16 protein-coding genes are annotated in these 19,025 nt (G+C 36.6%); 6 read left to right on the top strand and 10 right to left on the bottom strand.

Features of this window, described 5'->3' with window-relative positions; genetic code table 11:
* Positions 1–82: 82 nt before the first annotated feature.
* The 10 genes from pgi to ACJAT0_RS00750 form a co-directional block, all read right to left on the bottom strand.
* Positions 83–1,714: a glucose-6-phosphate isomerase gene (gene pgi, locus ACJAT0_RS00795; protein WP_415180112.1), complete on the bottom strand. Its 1,632-nt coding sequence runs from the start codon at positions 1,712–1,714 to the stop codon at positions 83–85.
* Between the two features lie 56 nt (positions 1,715–1,770).
* Positions 1,771–3,024, bottom strand: a complete 1,254-nt coding sequence (locus ACJAT0_RS00790; protein WP_415180111.1) for a M23 family metallopeptidase — start codon at positions 3,022–3,024, stop codon at positions 1,771–1,773.
* A complete protein-coding gene (locus ACJAT0_RS00785; RefSeq protein WP_415180110.1) occupies positions 3,025–3,993 on the bottom strand; it encodes a tryptophan 2,3-dioxygenase family protein in 969 nt (322 codons plus the stop codon).
* A gap of 135 nt (positions 3,994–4,128) precedes the next feature.
* Entirely contained in the window at positions 4,129–4,929 is an 801-nt protein-coding gene (locus ACJAT0_RS00780; RefSeq protein ID WP_415180109.1) for a DUF3108 domain-containing protein, read from the bottom strand.
* Positions 4,930–5,013: 84 nt separating this feature from the next.
* The gene (gene hppD, locus ACJAT0_RS00775; RefSeq protein WP_415180108.1) at positions 5,014–6,177 is read right to left on the bottom strand and encodes a 4-hydroxyphenylpyruvate dioxygenase; all 1,164 of its coding nucleotides are present in this window, start codon (positions 6,175–6,177) and stop codon (positions 5,014–5,016) included.
* A 124-nt stretch (positions 6,178–6,301) separates the two neighbouring features.
* On the bottom strand, positions 6,302–6,898 hold the full coding sequence (locus ACJAT0_RS00770; RefSeq protein WP_415180107.1) for a CCC motif membrane protein: 597 nt from the start codon (positions 6,896–6,898) through the stop codon (positions 6,302–6,304).
* Positions 6,899–6,923: 25 nt separating this feature from the next.
* Positions 6,924–8,081 carry a homogentisate 1,2-dioxygenase gene (locus ACJAT0_RS00765; RefSeq protein WP_374003214.1) on the bottom strand — a complete coding sequence of 386 codons (1,158 nt, stop codon included), beginning with the start codon at positions 8,079–8,081 and terminating at the stop codon, positions 6,924–6,926.
* 143 nt (positions 8,082–8,224) lie between these two features.
* The gene (locus ACJAT0_RS00760) at positions 8,225–10,462 is read right to left on the bottom strand and encodes a patatin-like phospholipase family protein (RefSeq protein ID WP_415180106.1); all 2,238 of its coding nucleotides are present in this window, start codon (positions 10,460–10,462) and stop codon (positions 8,225–8,227) included.
* Complete coding sequence (uvrC, locus tag ACJAT0_RS00755; protein WP_374003216.1) at positions 10,449–12,248, bottom strand: excinuclease ABC subunit UvrC; 1,800 nt, start codon at positions 12,246–12,248, stop codon at positions 10,449–10,451. The genes ACJAT0_RS00760 and uvrC overlap by 14 nt, the downstream gene beginning before the upstream one ends.
* A 112-nt stretch (positions 12,249–12,360) precedes the next feature.
* Positions 12,361–12,735, bottom strand: coding sequence for a hypothetical protein (locus tag ACJAT0_RS00750; protein ID WP_415180105.1), 375 nt, complete (start codon positions 12,733–12,735; stop codon positions 12,361–12,363).
* 414 nt (positions 12,736–13,149) lie between these two features.
* Between ACJAT0_RS00750 and ACJAT0_RS00745 the strand changes: the two genes are divergently transcribed.
* From ACJAT0_RS00745 to ACJAT0_RS00720, 6 genes are all read left to right on the top strand, one after another.
* Complete coding sequence (locus tag ACJAT0_RS00745; protein ID WP_415180104.1) at positions 13,150–14,121, top strand: type I phosphomannose isomerase catalytic subunit; 972 nt, start codon at positions 13,150–13,152, stop codon at positions 14,119–14,121.
* A gap of 623 nt (positions 14,122–14,744) precedes the next feature.
* The gene (gene trxA / locus ACJAT0_RS00740; protein WP_374003106.1) at positions 14,745–15,038 is read left to right on the top strand and encodes a thioredoxin; all 294 of its coding nucleotides are present in this window, start codon (positions 14,745–14,747) and stop codon (positions 15,036–15,038) included.
* 109 nt (positions 15,039–15,147) lie between these two features.
* The gene (locus ACJAT0_RS00735; RefSeq protein ID WP_415180103.1) at positions 15,148–16,548 is read left to right on the top strand and encodes an alpha/beta hydrolase family protein; all 1,401 of its coding nucleotides are present in this window, start codon (positions 15,148–15,150) and stop codon (positions 16,546–16,548) included.
* A gap of 150 nt (positions 16,549–16,698) precedes the next feature.
* Positions 16,699–17,085: a DUF2237 family protein gene (locus ACJAT0_RS00730; protein ID WP_415180102.1), complete on the top strand. Its 387-nt coding sequence runs from the start codon at positions 16,699–16,701 to the stop codon at positions 17,083–17,085.
* Positions 17,078–17,590: a GreA/GreB family elongation factor gene (locus ACJAT0_RS00725; protein WP_415180101.1), complete on the top strand. Its 513-nt coding sequence runs from the start codon at positions 17,078–17,080 to the stop codon at positions 17,588–17,590. Before ACJAT0_RS00730 ends, ACJAT0_RS00725 begins: the two co-directional genes overlap by 8 nt.
* Before the next feature lie 291 nt (positions 17,591–17,881).
* Positions 17,882–19,024: a P-loop NTPase gene (locus tag ACJAT0_RS00720; protein WP_374003110.1), complete on the top strand. Its 1,143-nt coding sequence runs from the start codon at positions 17,882–17,884 to the stop codon at positions 19,022–19,024.
* The last annotated feature ends 1 nt before the right edge of the window (position 19,025 follow it).

The following is a 19,025-nucleotide window of genomic DNA, read 5'->3' as shown; positions in this document are numbered from 1 at the left end:
CATGGAATTACACCAAACCCATATTAAGCTAACATTAAGAAATAAAGCATTTGTTAACACTTATTAACTGAAAAACAAAAATTTAATTATTTAGACTGTAAAATTTTTGTAAAAGTGCTTTTGTACTGGAGTCATGGCCGTCATACTTTGAGTGTTCTATGTCATTTAGAATTGCGTCTGCAAGGACTTTTCCTAATTCTACGCCCCATTGATCATAACTGTATATATTCCAAATTACTCCTTCTACAAATATCTTGTGTTCATACATAGCGACCAGTTTACCTAGACTTTGCGGCGTAAGCTCATCAATAAGAATGGTTGTTGTAGGTTTGTTTCCCTCAAATACTTTGAAAGGAACTAGTTTTTCAATTTCAGTACTTGACTTTCCAGAATTTGTTAAATCTTCTTTAGCCTCTTTTTTAGTTTTACCGTTCATCAAAGCTTCTGTTTGGGCAAAGAAATTTGCCATAAGCTTATTGTGGTGATCTGGATGATTGTATTTCGCTTTCGCGAAAGCGATAAAATGAGCAGGTATCAATTTAGTGCCTTGATGGAGTAATTGAAAAAAGGCGTGTTGTGAGTTGGTACCTGGTTCCCCCCAAACAATATTGCCAGTTTCATAATTTACGCGATTCCCGTTACGGTCTGCGCTTTTACCATTACTTTCCATGATAGCTTGTTGAAGATAAGCTGGAAATCTATGTAGGTATTGTGTGTAGGGAATTACCGCTTCACTCTGTGCTTCAAAAAAATTATTGTACCAGATGGTTAATAAGGCGAGTTGCACCGGGATATTTTTATCAAAAGAGGTGTTTTTGAAATGGGTATCCATTTCTTGGGCTCCATCGAGTAGGCCTTGAAAGTTTTTTGATCCTATTCCAAGGGCTACAGACATACCTACAGTGCTCCATAAGGAGAAACGTCCACCTACCCAGTCAAACATAGGAAAGATATTTTTTTGATCTATACCGAAATCTACAGCTCTTTGCACATTACTACTCACAGCGATAAAATGTTTTGCAACTGCTGCGGCATTAACTTTATTCGTAAACCAATTTCTGATGGTTGTAGAGTTCGTGAGTGTTTCCTGTGTTCCAAAAGATTTAGAAACAATTACAAATAATGTTGTTTCTGGATGGATCTTTTTTAACACCTCTTCCACATGATCGCCTTCTACGTTAGATATAAAATGAAGTGTTAATTCATTTTTATATGCTTGCATGGCTTCATAAATCATTACAGGTCCAAGGTCACTGCCACCTATCCCTATATTTACTACGGTATCAAACTTCTTTCCATTGGCAGCAGTGATTTGTCCATTATTCACTGCGTCTACAAAAGCAAACATTTTTTCTTTACTGGCGATAGCTGCCTTTGCATTCTCTCCTACTTTAGAATGCGTCTGGTCAGTTCTCAGTGCGGTATGTAAAACAGCACGATTTTCCGTTGCATTTATTTTTTCTCCATTAAAATAGGATTCAATGGCTTCTGTAAGATCACATTCGTTAGCGAGGGCCACTAATTTATGTTGTGTTTCTTTAAGAATCAAGTTTTTAGAAAGGTCTACATAAAAACCTCCTTCATGTATGGTCAGCTCTTTTGCACGATCAGGATTATTTTGAAAGGCTTCTTTTAGGTTGAAATTTTTTGCAGTTTTATAATGATCTGCGAGCGCTTTCCATGCCTCGGTAGAAGTAGGGTTGGTGTTTTTCATGTTATTAGGAATTCTAAAAAGATACTGGGGTAATAAATTTGGTGGTAGGGGCTGGTTTAAATAATAGGGTCGCTTTCTTTGAAGGGCAATCGATCTATTTCTTCTTTTAATGGAGCCACAAAATGAAGGTATTCCTTCATTTTTGCTTTAGGTAAAGGCTCTGCGCTTGGCAAGTTTTGTTTGTAGGGGTCGACCTGTCTTCCATTGACCCAAAACCGATAACAAACATGAGGTCCAGTAGCTAGTCCTGTGCTTCCTACAGTTCCTATAATCTGTCCTTGTTTTACACGCTGTCCTACTTTTACTTTGCGTTTGGTCATGTGAAGGTATTGAGTAGAGTAGGTGCCGCTGTGTTTTATTTTTACATAATTACCATTGCCTCCAGTATAGCCAGATTTAGTGACAGTTCCATTTGCCGTAGCAACAATAGGAGTTCCGTAGCCTGCTGCATAATCGGTTCCTTTGTGTGCTTTCCATCTTTTTTGAACTGGATGGAATCTTCTTTTAGTAAAACGAGAGGATATTCTTGAATAGTTCACAGGAGCTTTCAGGAAAAAACTTCTAAGTGTTTTACCATTATCATCATAATAATCACTCATGCCAGTTATGGAGTCAGTGAGGTAATCAAAGGCATAAAAAGGGGTGTCATCAGTTTCGAAAACGGCTGCTTCTATAGCTTCTATTCCAGCATAAATAGAGTCGTTGATGTAGCGTTCTTTGTAGATCATCTTGAAACGATCTCCTTTTTGTAACTTAAAGAAATCAATAGACCATCTATAAATGTCAGAAAGTTCATAAATAGCAGTTAGTCCGAGACCCTCGTCTGCCATGGCTTCTGATAGAGTGGAGTTGATAATGCCACTTGCTGTTTTTCTTTTAAATGAAATAGGATGTTTATCCCTGTACGCAGCAATGGTGTCATTAAAGTTAACTACTAAGTAATCTAATTTCGTAGGCTCATAAATAAAAACCTCTGGGGTACCGAGACTGTCTTTTCTTTTCAATATTTTAAAAGGCTTCCCAGCTTGTATTCTTCGCAAATCATAAATCTCATTGAGCCTATTTGCAGTTAGATAAGCGCTTTGCCCTTCAACTATATGACTAATTATAAGGTCATTGAATGTGGCTCCGTTCTCAACCGTGTCTGCGATGATCTCGAATTTATTCAGATCAAAACCGTACTTCATTATCGGTTCAATTACCACAGGTATTGATTCAACGTACTCTTCGATTTGCGTTCCGTTATCGTTTTTACAAGAAGTAAAGCCTAAAGCTAATGCTACTCCAACGATGAAATATCTTTTGGTCATTTATTTTATATTTAAAACGTGATCTACCCATTGCTTTCCCCAATTCTTATGTTCTTCCTCTGTCCAAACGGAAGGAAAAAAAGAGATCTTTTGAAAGCTAGGTGGTAGAAATTCTCTCCAGTTCGTTCCTCCGGTTGCTTTTATGGCTTCTCCTTCTTTACGCAAATATCGGTGAGCAGCCCCTGTATGCACGAGTTTCCAATTGATATTTGTATTTTGATCTAATGTTCGCAACGCTTCTTGAAGCTCGGGTGTTTTTTCTTCTTTAGAAAGAGATAAATAACGCTGATTTAAGTTGGTATTTTCCACTTGTGTTGCGATTCTTATAAATCTAGGCGTATAACGTTTTTCAAACTGTTTTAGTGTGAGTGTTTTTTCTCCTGTATTCATATCAATACCGCCTTGTTTCCAATAGATATTTTCAAATAATTCTAGAGGCGTATTTTTCATTTCGCTTTTGTGAAAGCCAGATCTAACAGAAGCATGAACCAGATGAATTAGATCAGTACTGTAAAACTCTATCATTCTAAATTGGGCACTTTGAAAACCACTTGCAGGAAGTAAGGACATCCTGAATTTAAGAAATTGCTCTCGTTCCATTCCTTTTATCATTACGTCAAAAGAGTCGATGAGAACAGTAAAATAGCGATTTATGCGCCATACTTTTTCTGTAAAAAAAGTTCCTGTGAGATGGCTATTTTCAATGATTTGAGTCTGCTCATGAATAATAAGTTTGAAGTATAACTCTGTGATTTGATGATAGCTTATAAAAATCATCTCGTCCGGAAACTCGGTAGAAGGTACTTGAAGACTCAGTAAAGTGTCTAGGCGTATGTAGTCCCAATACGTTGTGTAAGTGTCATAAAGCAATCCGTCTAGGTAGGATAGCATGTCCTGACCGGAGTTTTTAAATTTATTTTCAAGTAATTTAATTCGCTGGGCAATTTCAGCGCTAATTTCTTCTGACATTAGGTGTAGGTATCAATATGTAAAAGTAATGAACCTAGCCGATTTTATCAATTTTAAGGCCTACTGTCTTAACTATAATTAACCTTAAAGCGATATGGTCTGCAATCACCTCAGTGCAAGGGGAATAAACGCGTATTAATCTGCGATAATTTTAAAAGAATGTTTAAGCCCTTTAAAAGCCTCAAGGTCAGCAGTAAGTGATCCTACGGCAAGTTTTGCCTGTATCTTTAAAGGTATTTTATTTTCATCTTTTGAAATCCATACGGTTAAGCTTTCTTCTTCTTTAAATACACGACCGGATTGCACATAGGGTCTAAATTTAAGAGAAGCTACTCTACCAAATTTTGTTTTTACCTCTTCTTCTCCTAAGTAACTCAGTTTAAAATTAAAGTTTTCTTTATCAAAAAACATAGGTAAGGTAAATTCGTCTCCTAATTTTAAAGTTTTAATATCTACCATATTTCTTAAATGATAGAAGGCACTCATCATGTCCTGCGTAGATGGTTCTATGTTAACAGTAGTTTTTTCTTTATGTTTTTTATCATGGACAATCGCTGTACCTGCTTCATGATTAAAGTCTATCTGGATATTTTTTGTGTGACCACCTTCATCTATTTTACGAATAAAACGATAGGGCTTCACTGTTTCACGATCTATATACGTTTCATACTTGTCATTTACCTTAAAAAACAAATGAAGCAAGCCGGTAGACTTCCCTTTTCCTTTGATATGATAGACAGGTTTCCCTTTGAGTCTTGCTTTTTCGATTTTCATTTCTGCATAGCTCGCATTAAAAACACCGTAATGAATTCTAAATTTAAACCACTCGCCATCCTCAAAGGCTACTTGCTGTGTAGCTTCTGTGAATTCGGTGCCTGGTGTAAAAGCAGTGCTAGTTACAAAGACGGACATCATTAAAAAAATAACCTTTTTCATATATATGAGTTGATTGTGAATTAGTGCCACAATATTCTAATTACAAAGTTCATTCCAAAATGATAAGTATTGAATTATCATCTATTATAAAGTACCTCGTAAAGCTTGTTCTCTTTCTATAGCTTCAAACAATGCTTTAAAGTTTCCTACTCCAAAGGACTGTGCCCCTTTTCGCTGAATCACTTCTATAAACATAGTGGGTCTATCTACTACGGTTTTAGTAAAAAGTTGAAGCAAATATCCTTCTTCGTCTCTATCTATAAGAATTCCATGTTTTTTAAGAACTTCTACATCTTCATCTATTTCTCCTACTCGTTCTATAAGATCATCATAATATTCTTCTGGAACATAGAGAAATTCTACACCACGATCTCTCATGGCACTAACTGTAGCCACAATATCATCTGTAGCAACGGCTATGTGTTGAACCCCTGGGCCGTTGTAAAAGTCTAAATATTCTTCAATTTGAGATTTTTTCTTTCCTTTAGCTGGTTCGTTGATTGGGAATTTAACCCTGCCATTGCCATTACTCATTACCTTGCTCATTAGCGCAGTGTAGTCTGTCGCAATATCATCGTCTGCAAAGGAGATTATTTGCGCAAACCCCATAACTTCTCCATAGAATTTACACCACGTATTCATTTCATTCCAGCCTACGTTTCCTACCATGTGATCTATAAATTTAAGACCCACGGGCTCTGGATTGTAATGTGAGTCCCATTTTTTAAAACCAGGAAGAAAAATGCCCTTGTAATTTTTACGCTCTATAAACATATGAACGGTTTCTCCATAGGTATAGATTCCAGCTTTTACAACTTCACCATGTTCATCTTTTTCTACTGTAGGTTCTAAATATGGTTTTGCACCCCTTTTAGTAGTTTCCTCAAATGCTTTTCTAGCGTCCTCTACCCAAAGAGCAACAACTTTTACGCCATCACCGTGAAGATTGATATGCTCGTTAAGTGCTCCATCTTTTAATAAAGGCGTAGTCAAAACTAATCTGATTTTACCTTGTTTCAGCACATAAGAAACTCGGTCTTTAAGTCCTGTTTCTAAGCCCGCATAAGCTTCTGACTGAAAACCAAATGCAGTTTTATAAAAATGGGCACTTTGTTTTGCATTACCTACATACAGTTCTACATGATCCGTTCCTAGAAGTGGAAGAAAGTCCTCGGCTTCTTTAAAAAGTTTTTTAAGTGAATATTCTGTATTTTGTAGGTCTTTTAGTTTTTTGATTTCGGTGGACATAATGTTTTTTTTAGAATAATTAAAGAATAGCAATACGAGCAATTGTAATAGTGAGGCTAACCTATACTACCACATGGCTCGTAAATGAGGCGTTATATCTATCCTTTTAAATAGCATGCGACTTTTATTTTTCAATGACGTTTTCAATGGAAATTTCTTCTATTTGTAAAACGGAATCAGTTTCTGTTTCTAAGGAATCTAGTTCTTCTTCATCATCGTATTTCCACTCCTCTTCAGAGGGGGATTCTTTATCACTAGAAATGGATTCATTTTGTTGATTTTCAAAACCTTTAAAAGTATCAAATTCGCCATCCATTGCAGCAGCCAAAATACTGCCAAAGAACAGGGCAATTATGAGGAGTATCAAACAGACTACACTAGATAGCGCAACACCTATAATGCTTAGAATCTTTCCAATGTTAATGCTTTTCAAACTACTTTGACTGTATTTAGTAGGATCTGCATGATACGTTTTAAGGTTTTTATTTGCGATGACTAAGCCTATGATACTAAAAATTAAAGTAATTACGGCTGGAATTCCATAACATAAACACCCGATAAAGAGTAAAACCAAGGAAACAATTCCTAAGCTTATAGCACTAGGGTCTCCTGGTAATTTCTCTCCTTGATAGGGGAATTGGTAATTCCCTTGATTTTGCTGCTGTCCAGAATTTCCGGGCGGCCGCGTTTGATTTTTATAATTGGGATTGTTTTGTTCCAAGGTTAAATTTTAGAGCACTATTAAATTATTCTAACCAGCTTTTATGGTAACTGTCATCAGCAATTTCAAGTCCTTCTTTTGTAACCATTAAAGGTTTAAAGGTATCTACCATTACAGCGAGTTCTCCAGTTTTTGTTTTTCCTATGCTTTTTTCAACAGAACCTGGATGCGGACCGTGCGGGATTCCTGAGGGATGCAAACTTATATGTCCAGCTTCTATATCCGTTCGGCTCATAAAATCACCGTCTACATAATAAAGAACCTCATCGCTATCTATATTACTGTGGTTATATGGTGCGGGAATGCTATTAGGATGATAATCGTATAATCTAGGAACAAAACTACATACCACAAAAGCATCCGTCTCAAAAGTTTGATGCACTGGTGGCGGCTGGTGGATGCGACCAGTTATAGGTTCAAAATCATGAATAGAAAAGGCATAAGGAAAATTATAACCATCATATCCCACTACATCAAATGGATGTGAGGCGTATACCATATCAAAAATATCATCTTGTTTTTTAACTTTAATTAAAAAATCACCTTTCTCATCATGTGTTTCTAGAGTTTCTGGTCTTCTCAGGTCCCGCTCACAATACGGCGAATGTTCTAGCAATTGGCCAAAGTAGTTTCTATATTTTTTAGGAGTGTAAATAGGACGTCTACTTTCTACTATAAACAGCCTATTATCTGCCGTGTCAAAGTCAATTTTATAAATAATACCCCTTGGAATCAATAGGTAGTCACCGTATTTAAATTCTAGATTTCCTAAATGAGTGCGCAAAGTACCTGTTCCTTTGTGGATAAAAAGCAACTCGTCTGCATCACTATTTTTATAGAAATAGTCTTTAGTAGACTCTTGTGGCGCTGCAAGAATAATAGCTACATCACTATTGATCAATACGGTCTTACGGCTTTTTAGATAATCTGCTTCCGGTTTGATTTGAAAACCTTTTAGCCGGTAGGATTTAATGTGATTTTCAAGTGCTATTTCTGGTTTGACACTATACTGGCCTTTAATCTCTTTAACCATGGTAGGTCTATAAACATGATAAGAGTTGGTGGACATACCGTCAAAACCTATAGTTCCAAACAGTTGTTCTGAATAAAGCGAGCCATCAGGCTTTCTGAATTGTGTATGTCTTTTGGGCGGTATGGTACCCAATTTATGGTAGAAAGGCATAGTTAAAAGTTAAATCATTCAAATTTCGTAAATTCTTTAGATCATTCCATGATTTAATCGGTTTATTTGACTGATCAATAGTTAAAAGTCTCAAAAAAAGCAGTGAAAAGGGTAATAGTATGGTTTTCGGGAAAACAGAGCTTTTAAAATTTAAAGCCTAAGTTGACAAATATTTGTCCATCACTATCTTGTGGCGTAAAGCTGTATTTTAATTCTATTGGTCCTAAGAAAGTTTCTATACCATAACCTATGGCATAACCTGTGTAACGGGCATTACTAAACCAGTCATTTCGGTCAAATAAATCGTCTTGAGCATTAGCAATATTAGCACTGAAAATGAGATGATTCTTTTTAAAAATTTCATAATCTGCTTCTAGTAAAAATTTTATCATGGTGTCACCGCTGATACTTATAAAATCATAACCATAAAAAGAGATCAGGTTATTTATTCTACGAGAACCGTAACCACCTAAGGTAAAGTCTAAAGCAGAGTTGTCTGCATCGCCGATGGTAATTCCAACATGAGCGTTACCTCTCAGAGTTAGATTCCCAAGACTATGCGCATGACCTACTTCTAATTGTGCTATGGAGAATTCTCTAAATCGTTCTCCAAATTCTGAATTAAAAAGATACAAATGAAAATCACCGTCTACTTTCCATCCGGAAGAAGGGAATTGTGCGTTATCATAGGAATCTACTAAAACTTTACCGTATATACTTCCAAATGTGCCGTTTGAATACTCGGTAATATTATTATCAGGATCTGTGGTTTCTAATGTTTCTGTAAAGATGTTGAGTGCCTTTATTTCTGCGCCAACAATGAAGTTTATTGATTTGTAGAGTCTAGTTTGTACAAAAAACTGCTGCGTCCAGTCGTTGTATTTGATCTCGAGGCTGTTTACTCCTATAGGGCCAGAGTTGCCTACTTCCTGTACAAAAGAAGCACTCACATCGTGTTCAACTTCAATGTGCTCACTGTGCAATCCTATGGACCAATACCTTCCTTTATCAATATAATAGTCAAAATTGTATCTAAGTTTATCTCCGATTATAAAGTCTACCGAAATAATATCGTTATCTAAAAGAAAATTCTTCCGGGATAGATTAATCAGCGCTGCACTGCCCACCAATTCATCATAATGAACGCCTAAACGTAAATAGTTGCGCACTTGACTCTCCACCAGGTCTATTTCTAGAGTAGAGCCATTATCATCAGTAAAAACTTCATAATTAATTTTGGCAAAATTATCTGTCGCTTGAAGGTTGCTGATGCCATTTCTCAAATCTTGGTAAGAAACTAGTCCAGGAATTTTGACTTTAAACCTTCCAATTACATAAGATCTTGTATAGTCTTTATTTCCATATACATCGATTCGATCAATATAAATAGTGTCATTAGGACTTATCTTTAAATCGGGTTTTTGGTAATTACGAGTGCTTAAAGGCTGCAGCTGTTTTGATTTATTCTGAGCCGCAATTTCACCTTCCTTAATAAGTTGTTCTCCTTGATCAAAAGATACGACGTTAAAAGTAGTTATATCAGGAACGATATAAACATCGGTTTGAGGAGCTTTAACCTTCATGTCGTTGATCGTATGAAAATTATTGATTTGCGTTAAAATGTCTAGGGCACTATTTAATTCTTTAAGAGACTTTAAATCGTCTTGAACATCCACACCTATGATAATGTCCATACCGCGTTCTTTTAATTTATCAATCGGGTAATTATCAGTAACACCACCATCGATAAGTAACCTGCCATCTATCTGTACAGGAGCAAAAAGAGATGGTAATGCACCACTAGCATTTACAGCTTTAGGCAAGTAGCCACTCTCTAGAACAACCTCTTTTCCTGTCGTAATATCTGTGGCAATACAGAGAAACGGAATAGGTAGGAGCTTAAAATTGTCGGTATCTTTTACATGAAATAGTAATCTAGAAAGGAAGTCATAAATATTTTGTCCTTTACTTAAAGAAGATGGTAATCTAACCTTGAAATCTTTGAAAGGTAAAGTCACGGCGTAGCGCTCGTTGTTTCTGCGTTCATAATAGGTTTTTGAACTGCGCGGGATCTCGTCAGATATAATTTTATCAAAATCCACGGTTTTAAATATGGAGTCGAGTTGCTTTCCTGTATACCCTGATGCATAAAGAGATCCTATTATCGCGCCCATACTGGTGCCTGCAATATAATCCACTTTAATACCAAGGGAATCAATAACTTTTAATGTGCCTATGTGAGCCAGTCCTTTTGCACCACCACCAGAGAGCACCAGTCCTATTTTAGGTAGTGAAGAAGGTTCCTTTTCTTGCGCTTCTAGGTAATTTGTCTTTACTAACGCGAGAACAAATAAAAATAATAAGATGCTATTTTTCTTCATTTTTATAAAAATCCAAAATCTTTTGAGTTTTAGAAACTCCAACTATTTCGATTAACTCTTTTTTGGTTGCTGTTTTAACGCGTTTGACGCTTCTAAAGTGCTTTAGCAAATCGACAACCGTTTTTTCTCCTACACCAGGGATTTCATCCAGCTCTGTTTCAATAGCCTGTTTGCTGCGTTTATTTCTATGGTGTGTGATACCAAAACGGTGTGCCTCGTTACGCATTTGCTGAATGATTTTTAAGGATTCAGAACGTTTGTCAAGGTATAAAGGTACAGAATCATCCGGGTAAAACAGTTCTTCCAGTCTTTTTGCAATACCTATAATAGGAATTTTACCTCTTAACCCTAATCTTTCCAGTGCGGTAACACCGCTAGAAAGTTGTCCTTTTCCACCGTCTACGATGACTAGTTGCGGCAAGGGTTGGTCTTCTTCTAGCAATCTTCTGTAACGTCTGTAAACAACTTCTTCCATACTGGCAAAGTCATCAGGTCCTTCAACCGTTTTTATATTGAAATTTCGGTACTCTTTTTTGCTGGGTTTGCCGTTTTTAAAAACTACGCAGGCCGCAACAGGATTGGTTCCTTGAATGTTTGAGTTATCAAAACATTCCATGTGTCTAGGTTCTTCATCCAGATGTAAATCGGCTTTCATTTGAATCATGAGCCTATTGGTATGTCGGTCTGGATCTACAATTTTGATCGTTTTGAACTGTTCTTGTCTAAAGAATTTTGCATTGCGTTCTGACAAGTCTACCACTCTTTTTTTATCACCTAGTTTAGGGACAGTCACCTTAAGTTTTTCTCCTAGGTCTACTTCAAACTGTGTGTAGATTTCTGTAGATTGTGAGTCAAACCGGTTGCGCAATTCTACTATGGCGAGTTCTAAAAGTTCTTTATCGCTCTCATCCAGCTGCTTTTTAAGCTCCATAGTGTGTGAACGAGTAATAGATCCATGGTTGATTTGAATATAATTCACATAACCAGCTGCTTCATCACTTACAATGGTGAAGATATCTACATTGGAAATGTTAGGGTTTACAACGGTGGATTTAGCTTGGTACCTCGTAAGAATTTCAAGTTTTTCTTTTAATTGTTGCGCCTCTTCAAACTCCATGTCCACAGCGTGCTGTTGCATCAACTCTGTAAAATAAGAAACAGCCTCCTTAAAATCTCCTTTTACAATGCCTCTTATCGCTTCTATACTTCTGTTGTATTGCACTTCATGTTGCAAGCCCGTGCAAGGACCCTTGCAATTACCGATGTGGTATTCTAAGCACAATTTAAATTTGCCTTCATTAATCTTATCCTGCTGTAAATCATAGGTGCAAGTACGTATGGGATATAAAGTTTTTACTAACTCTAGTAAAGTTCTAACGGTTCTTACACTGGTATAGGGGCCATAATATTCGCTGCCATCTTTGATCATTTTACGAGTGAGGAAAACCCTGGGGAAACGCTCTTTTTTAATCACCAGCCACGGGTAGGTTTTATCATCGCGCAGCATGATGTTATACCGCGGGTTGCGACTTTTAATCAAGCTGTTTTCTAGTAAAAGCGCATCGCTTTCTGTATCTACCACTATATGCTCGATGCGGTGAATATTCTTCACCATCGTTTTTATACGGAAGCTGTCGTGGTTTTTATTGAAGTAAGAAGAGACTCGTTTTTTTAGTGTCTTTGCCTTTCCTACATAGAGCAACCTGTCTTTTTTATCAAAGTACAAATAGACTCCTGGAGAAAGTGGCAAGGTTTTGATTTGAACTTCTAAAGGTGGTAATTCCATAGCAGAGTAAAGGTAAGGCTTATGGTTATCTCGCTTTCGCGAAAGCGCAATAATTAACAATTCTTAACCGATTCAATGACGCAGTTCGTTTTAAAAATGATACCCCTCTTAATTAAGGGGCACTTAAAATATAAATGAAAGGATAGTCGTCTCCACCTATAGCTGAATCGCAATTAACCTCTTCATTTTCATTTAGTTCCCTAAAAGTTATAGTAATCTGAAGATTCTCAGTTCTATAATTTTCAGGTAGATGAGCCGCATAATATATTGTTTGATTGCTAATTGGTAAATCAGTAGTGTTTTGGTCAAACTCAATTAAATAGTCAAGAGTGCCAGGAATATCATCGACCATTCCACATTTGTTTCCTTCTCTTAATACAGTCACATTAAAAGAATCGTTGGTTTCTACGCTATCATCATCCTTATTACAACTTGTTATAAACACTATTGTTATTAGTAGTAATAAATTCAAAGTCTTGATTTTCATAGGTTTTTGTTTTGAGTGATACTCAACGTATTTAGGTTTTCAGAGAATTTAGCAGATTTATTTTTTCTTTTGTTAAGGCATAAATTTTCTAGCATAGCTTATGTTATGCTTGTAAATTTTAACGCAGAGAAAAGGAAAAAGAAAGAGCAGAAAATTCGGAAACCTAGGTGTTTTGAGTATATATGCTCTAGATGCAAAATTCCGAAATGGTTGCGCTAAATTATGCTTAAACCAGGAATTTAAAATCATGTTACTCTTTTGTAGGTGTCTTTTTTGGAATATGTAAAGGCTTAACCTACGAAAAGTGTAATATAAAGGCTAAAAAAAACCGAAAAGCTATATGTTTTGACCATACAATAGTTATATCGATGCCTATATGTTAAATTGCAGGTTAATGCAGTTAGCAAGTCATTAATGAAATTTTATCCCCTAAAATTTAAACCTGTTTTCCACTACCGCATATGGGGTGGGGATAAATTACGAACAGATCTTCATAAAGTTTATGATCAGGATTCTATAGGAGAATCTTGGGAAATCAGCGCTGTGCCGGAAAGTGAAACTGTCGTGGAGCATGGAATATATAAAGGGAAAACAATTAATGATTTAATAAAAGATTTTAAAGCAGATTTTCTTGGAGAAGACACTTACCAGCAGTATGGTGGAGCGTTTCCTTTGCTTATTAAATTTATAGATGCAAAAAAACCGCTTTCCATACAAGTGCATCCTAATAATAAACTAGCGAGAGAACGACACGATTCTTTTGGTAAAAATGAGATGTGGTATATCATGCCTTCTTTTGAAGACGCGACTATAACCGTAGGTTTTAAGGAACAAATTGATAAGAATTCGTATCAAAAACATTTAGATAATAATACTATTACAGATGTTTTAAATGAATTTCCAGTAAAAGCAGGAGATGCATTTTATATTCCCACTGGCCGTGTCCATGCCATAGGAGCAGGTGTTGTTCTTGCAGAGATCCAGCAATCTTCTGATGTGACTTATCGCATTTATGACTATGATCGTAAAGATGTAAAAACCGGTAAAAAAAGAGAGCTTCATACAGAAATGGCCTTAGAAGCTATAGACTTTGAGCTGCACGATACCTATCATACGGACTACAGTAGAACAAAGAACCAAGCTAACGAACTTATTAATTCCCCTTATTTTAAGACTAATTTCTTAAAGATAAAAGGGAAACAACAAAGAGATCTTTCTCAAATGAACTCTTTTGTAATCTATATGTGTGTGAAAGGTGCTGCCTCCTTGATTTATGAAAAACAGACGTACTCCATGACTCAAGGAGAATGTCTTTTACTACCTGCTGGAATTGAAGCGGTTTCTTTTAAGGCAAAAACTGCGCAGCTAATTGAGGTTTATTTATAGGGATTTTTAAGGTGCTTAAAAGAATTAAATTCAAAAATAAATGAGGTGTAGATTGTCAGAAAAGCATTTATTTTGTAAAAGACCAATACCTTTTTTATTATTAAAAGAGTTCAAAAGTCTGAGTTTTAAGTACGGCTTTTAGTTTAAGTCTTTAGGGGTTTTCGTTTCTTGATCAACATGTTGCCAAAATAAAAGTCCTTTTGCAAGGTTTTATTTAGTGAAAATCGAAATCCCTTGGAGAACTATGGAAATATTATTGAAAATTATGCGGTTGGAATTACCCAGCATATTTGAGGTTTTTTAAATGTATTTCTAGATGTTTATTTAACTTTCTTGCAGGAATTACTTTTACAGGTATCGTGCCACTTTTATTAATTAAATTTTAATTTTAACGGTATTAAAAAACAAGCAAACGGGCAACATTACCCGAACCCTTTACGCTATGGCTGGCTTTTTCTTATTAGCAACATTTTTTGCATCGCAGAAATCGGAGCGTTGTGTTTTTGAGTTTAAATTTAAGTCTACATTTTGATTTAAGTTTCTGATCCTTTTTATCTTTGTAAAAGCAATGAAAATTTCGTGAAATCCATTTCCATTTTAATTTAATAGTTCAAATTCATTTTATGTCCAGCTTTAAAGAACTTACCAAAAGTAATATCCCAGTGTTAATCGACTTTTTTGCTACTTGGTGTGGTCCCTGCCAGACCATGATGCCAGTCTTGGAGAAATTAAAAGAGGACCTGGGAGAGGAGGTTCGTATTTTGAAAATAGACGTGGATAAAAACAAGGCTTTAGCAACTAAATTTTCCATCAGAGGAGTGCCTGCTTTTTTGATTTTTAAAAATGGCAAACAAGTATGGAAAGGTGCTGGAGTGCAACCACTACACGAGTTGAAAGCGCAAATTATGAAAGCATAATAAGGGAGCTTCCATTAACTAGAACCACTGAAGGAAGTATCTTTGTTGTAGTATTCCTTGAAGACTAGTTGGATTGCGTTAGCTTTGAATTGTAAAATATACCTACCTTATGAAAAAGATATTAAACAGTACTATTCATATCATAGTTTTATTCTGCTCTATAGGATTATGCTCTCAAGAATTTGAAGGCTCTTGGACTGGAGGAATTCAAGGAATGCCACTTGTATTTGAAATATCTAATACAGAAGGTAATTACACCGCAAAGATGCAAAGCCCTTCGCAATCTAAAAGTTTTCTTCCTATGGATACTGCAACCGTAGAAGGTAATAAAATCACGTTAGTTCTCCATGCCTACAAAATTAAATACGAAGGGGAGTTTATAGATGGTAAAATTATGGGTACCTTTTCTCAAGGTGTTGGTTCTGCAGAAATGAATCTGGAGAAAAAAGCTCGTGAGGAACTAACACCTAACCGGCCACAAGAGCCTAAAGCGCCTTTTCCATACCAAGTAGAAGAAGTTTTTTTTACAAATCCGAAAGCAAATAACATCCAACTAGCTGGAACCTTAACGATTCCTAGGGATGTAAAGAGGCCGCCTGTGCTTATTTTGATTTCTGGATCAGGACCTCAAGATCGCAATGAAGAACTATTTGATCACAAACCTTTTTTAGTACTTGCAGATTATTTAACTAAAAATGGAGTCGCCGTTCTACGCTATGATGATCGCGGCGTTGCCGCGTCAGAGGGAACACAAAAAGGAGCCACCAGTGCAGATTTTGCTACTGATGTAGCTGCAGCGATCGCTTACCTTAAAACACGTAAGGATATCAACAAAAAACAAATAGGTCTTATAGGTCATAGTGAAGGAGGATTGATCGCCCCTATAGTTATTGCAAACAATCAAAAGGATGTAGCGTTTTTTGTGTCTCTTGCTGGACCGGGTTTGAGAGGTGATCAAGTATTATTGTCTCAAATGAGAAAAGGAGCAGAGTTATCAGGTGCTCCAGAGAATGAGCTAGATTTTGAAATGAACCTTATGGACCAACTCTTTAAGAAGATTATTGCTTCTACTGATAGTAGCAACGAAGCTCTTCAAAAGGAGCTCCAAATAATGATGACTGCTGCTGCCACAAAAGCGCCTGCTGCATTACAACCTAAATACTCTCCATCGTTTATCACTGCAATGACTAAAGAGTTCTCGAACAACTGGATGCGTTTTTTCTTAACCTATGATCCAGCTATTAATCTGCAAAAAGTGACCTGTCCAGTTTTAGCAATCAATGGTTCGTTAGATTATCAAGTGCTCTCCGATAGCAACTTATCTGGTATGGAATCTGCTTTTTTGAAAGTAAAAAATGAAGACGTGACTCTAAAAAATTTGCCGGGTTTGAATCATTTATTTCAAAATGCTAAAACTGGAAGCGGTGAGGAATATGGGCAGATAGAAGAGACCTTTGACCCAGTAACTTTACAGCTTATAGGGAGCTGGATTAAGGACCGATTTAATTAATTCTATAAGGGTCTTGATGTTTTTTATAATCGTTGTAAGCAGCTTTATGAGGAGTTCATGTCATTTTTGAATAGGAATAGAGACTCAACTAAAAACACAATAATGCTTAACTATATATTCATTCTTATATGCTCAATACCAATTTGCACTATGGCACAAACTACTAAAAAATCAACCGCTTTAAACGTACTCGGCACTGCATTAGAATCTTGCTGTAATGATCCCATCACCGGTTATTGGAGAGATGGTTTCTGTCGCACAGCAAACGAAGATCAGGGAACTCATGTAGTTTGTGCTGTAATGACGCAAGAATTTCTGGAGTACACTAAATCTAAAGGAAACGATCTCACTCGAGCTATTCCTGCTTATCAATTCCCTGGGTTAAAGGCTGGCGATAAGTGGTGTTTGTGTATTTTAAGATGGCTAGACGCAGAGAAAGCTGGTGTCGCTCCTCCTATTGCGCTCGCTTCTACAGATGATAAAGCACTTGATTATACCACTCTGGAGTTATTAAAGAGGTATGCAATAGATGAGTAGAGGCTTTGTAAGAGAAGGAGATCAAGAAGAACCAGTAGTCATTCCACAGCGAGCTGTATTACCTGATAACGTGATCAATTATGTCACGGTCAATGGGATGCGAGAATTACGAGAGGAGCTGGAGCGCTTAGAAAATGACTTTGCAGGAGTATCCGTAGAGGATGAGAAGGAAAGGAGACGCGAGCAAACTTTAGCGTTAGGAAAGATAAAATTACTCCAAGAGCGCATGAACGCTGCGCGCCTCATTCATTTAGAGGATCAGCCAAAAGATGAAATACGTTTTGGAGCAACGGTAAGTTTCAAAAATTTAAGTTTAAAAACAAATCAAGTGCTGACCATTACGGGTGTAGATGAAGCAAACGTAGCGATGCAAAAAATAGCTTTTACCACGCCTATTGTTAGGGCTATTACAGGTGCAAAAGTGGGCGATGTGATACACTTTAAATTAGGAGCTAACCGGAGTATTTTATCTATCGAAGCTATTGATTATGGGAACCTTGTTTAAGTTTATAAAGAAGTATTATTCATTTGCTTTCGCGAAAGCGGAATAACAAGAATCTATCTCTTTTATTTAGAATGATTTTTAATTACCAACTCTGAGCTGTATCTTTGTAATACTGGGTGGTATAAGAAAACAGCCGATGCTAATTTAAATTATATGCCACCAAATAAAATAGAAAACAGACGTACAGGAATTGATTTAATGTAATTTTTGGCAGATTAAATATAGGTAAGGCAACAACTAATTATAAGATTCCTTTGGAGTACTAATTGGTATAATTCTCTAAAATTCAAAATGAAAATAGAAAAGAAAGACGTTTTTAAAGCATTGGAAACCATATCGGTTCCAGGTGAAGGACAAAACATGGTAGAAAGCGGTGCGATTAAAAATGTGCTTGTTTTTGGAGACGAGGTAATAGTTGATGTGACGATCAACAACCACAGTCTACAGGCAAAGAAAAAAACAGAAGACTCGATCTTACAAGCCATTCGTAAAGAAGTGTATGAAAAGGCACAAATTAAAGTGAATCTTAAAGTTGAAGTTCTAGAAACAGCCGATAAGAAGCCTGAGATTAAAGGTAAATCTATTCCAGGTATTGATAATATTATTGCAGTAGCCTCAGGAAAAGGTGGCGTAGGTAAATCTACGGTAACTGCAAACCTCGCTGTAACCCTTGCAAAAATGGGCTTTAAAGTGGGTCTTCTAGATGCAGATATTTATGGTCCGAGTTCGACTATTATGTTTGATATCGTTAATGAAAAGCCATTATCGGTAAATGTCGATGGTAAATCAAAGATGAAACCCGTAGAAAGTTATGGGGTAAAGATACTTTCTATAGGTTTCTTCACGCAACCAGACCAAGCAGTCGTGTGGCGTGGTCCTATGGCTTCAAAAGCATTGAATCAAATGATCTTTGATGCGGCTTGGGGAGATCTTGATTTTTTAGTGGTGGACTTGCCGCCAGGGACTGGAGATATTCATTTAAGCATTATGCAGTCGTTGCCGTTAACTGGCGCGGTAGTTGTATCTACACCTCAAACTGTCGCATTAGCTGACGCTCGCAAAGGAGTAGCGATGTTCCAACAAGAAAGTATCAACGTGCCTGTTTTAGGAATTATTGAAAACATGGCTTATTTTTCCCCGCCAGATTATCCAGAGAATAGGTATCATATCTTTGGTAAGGACGGTGCGAGAAACCTTGCTGAGGATTTAAACATCCCCTTTTTAGGGGAGCTGCCATTGCAGCAGTCTATTAGAGAAGCTGGAGATGTAGGAAGACCTGCAGCTATGCAGGAAGGAACAGACATAGAAAAAGCGTTTATTGAAATCACGAAAAAAGTAGTTTCAGAAACGGTACTTAGAAATGATGCATTGCCACCTACACAAGCAATCAAAATTACAACTATGGCAGGTTGTAGTGCTGTAAATAAAAAATAAT

It is taken from the genome of Nonlabens sp. (genome assembly GCF_047636915.1).
Lineage (GTDB): Bacteria > Bacteroidota > Bacteroidia > Flavobacteriales > Flavobacteriaceae > Nonlabens.
Note: the sequence above shows the minus strand (reverse complement) of the source record. Positions and strands in the feature narration are given on the sequence as shown.

What these genes read in the sequence shown, in the direction of transcription:
- ACJAT0_RS00745 (WP_415180104.1), top strand. Translation starts at nt 13,150, where the DNA reads ATGAAATTTTATCCCCTAAAATTTAAACCTGTTTTCCACTACCGCATA.
- uvrC (WP_374003216.1), bottom strand. Translation starts at nt 12,248, where the DNA reads ATGGAATTACCACCTTTAGAAGTTCAAATCAAAACCTTGCCACTTTCT.
- ACJAT0_RS00785 (WP_415180110.1), bottom strand. Translation starts at nt 3,993, where the DNA reads ATGTCAGAAGAAATTAGCGCTGAAATTGCCCAGCGAATTAAATTACTT.
- hppD (WP_415180108.1), bottom strand. Translation starts at nt 6,177, where the DNA reads ATGTCCACCGAAATCAAAAAACTAAAAGACCTACAAAATACAGAATAT.
- pgi (WP_415180112.1), bottom strand. Translation starts at nt 1,714, where the DNA reads ATGAAAAACACCAACCCTACTTCTACCGAGGCATGGAAAGCGCTCGCA.
- ACJAT0_RS00760 (WP_415180106.1), bottom strand. Translation starts at nt 10,462, where the DNA reads ATGAAGAAAAATAGCATCTTATTATTTTTATTTGTTCTCGCGTTAGTA.
- ACJAT0_RS00780 (WP_415180109.1), bottom strand. Translation starts at nt 4,929, where the DNA reads ATGAAAAAGGTTATTTTTTTAATGATGTCCGTCTTTGTAACTAGCACT.
- ACJAT0_RS00725 (WP_415180101.1), top strand. Translation starts at nt 17,078, where the DNA reads ATGAGTAGAGGCTTTGTAAGAGAAGGAGATCAAGAAGAACCAGTAGTC.
- ACJAT0_RS00765 (WP_374003214.1), bottom strand. Translation starts at nt 8,081, where the DNA reads ATGCCTTTCTACCATAAATTGGGTACCATACCGCCCAAAAGACATACA.
- ACJAT0_RS00735 (WP_415180103.1), top strand. Translation starts at nt 15,148, where the DNA reads ATGAAAAAGATATTAAACAGTACTATTCATATCATAGTTTTATTCTGC.
- trxA (WP_374003106.1), top strand. Translation starts at nt 14,745, where the DNA reads ATGTCCAGCTTTAAAGAACTTACCAAAAGTAATATCCCAGTGTTAATC.
- ACJAT0_RS00790 (WP_415180111.1), bottom strand. Translation starts at nt 3,024, where the DNA reads ATGACCAAAAGATATTTCATCGTTGGAGTAGCATTAGCTTTAGGCTTT.
- ACJAT0_RS00730 (WP_415180102.1), top strand. Translation starts at nt 16,699, where the DNA reads ATGGCACAAACTACTAAAAAATCAACCGCTTTAAACGTACTCGGCACT.
- ACJAT0_RS00750 (WP_415180105.1), bottom strand. Translation starts at nt 12,735, where the DNA reads ATGAAAATCAAGACTTTGAATTTATTACTACTAATAACAATAGTGTTT.
- ACJAT0_RS00720 (WP_374003110.1), top strand. Translation starts at nt 17,882, where the DNA reads ATGAAAATAGAAAAGAAAGACGTTTTTAAAGCATTGGAAACCATATCG.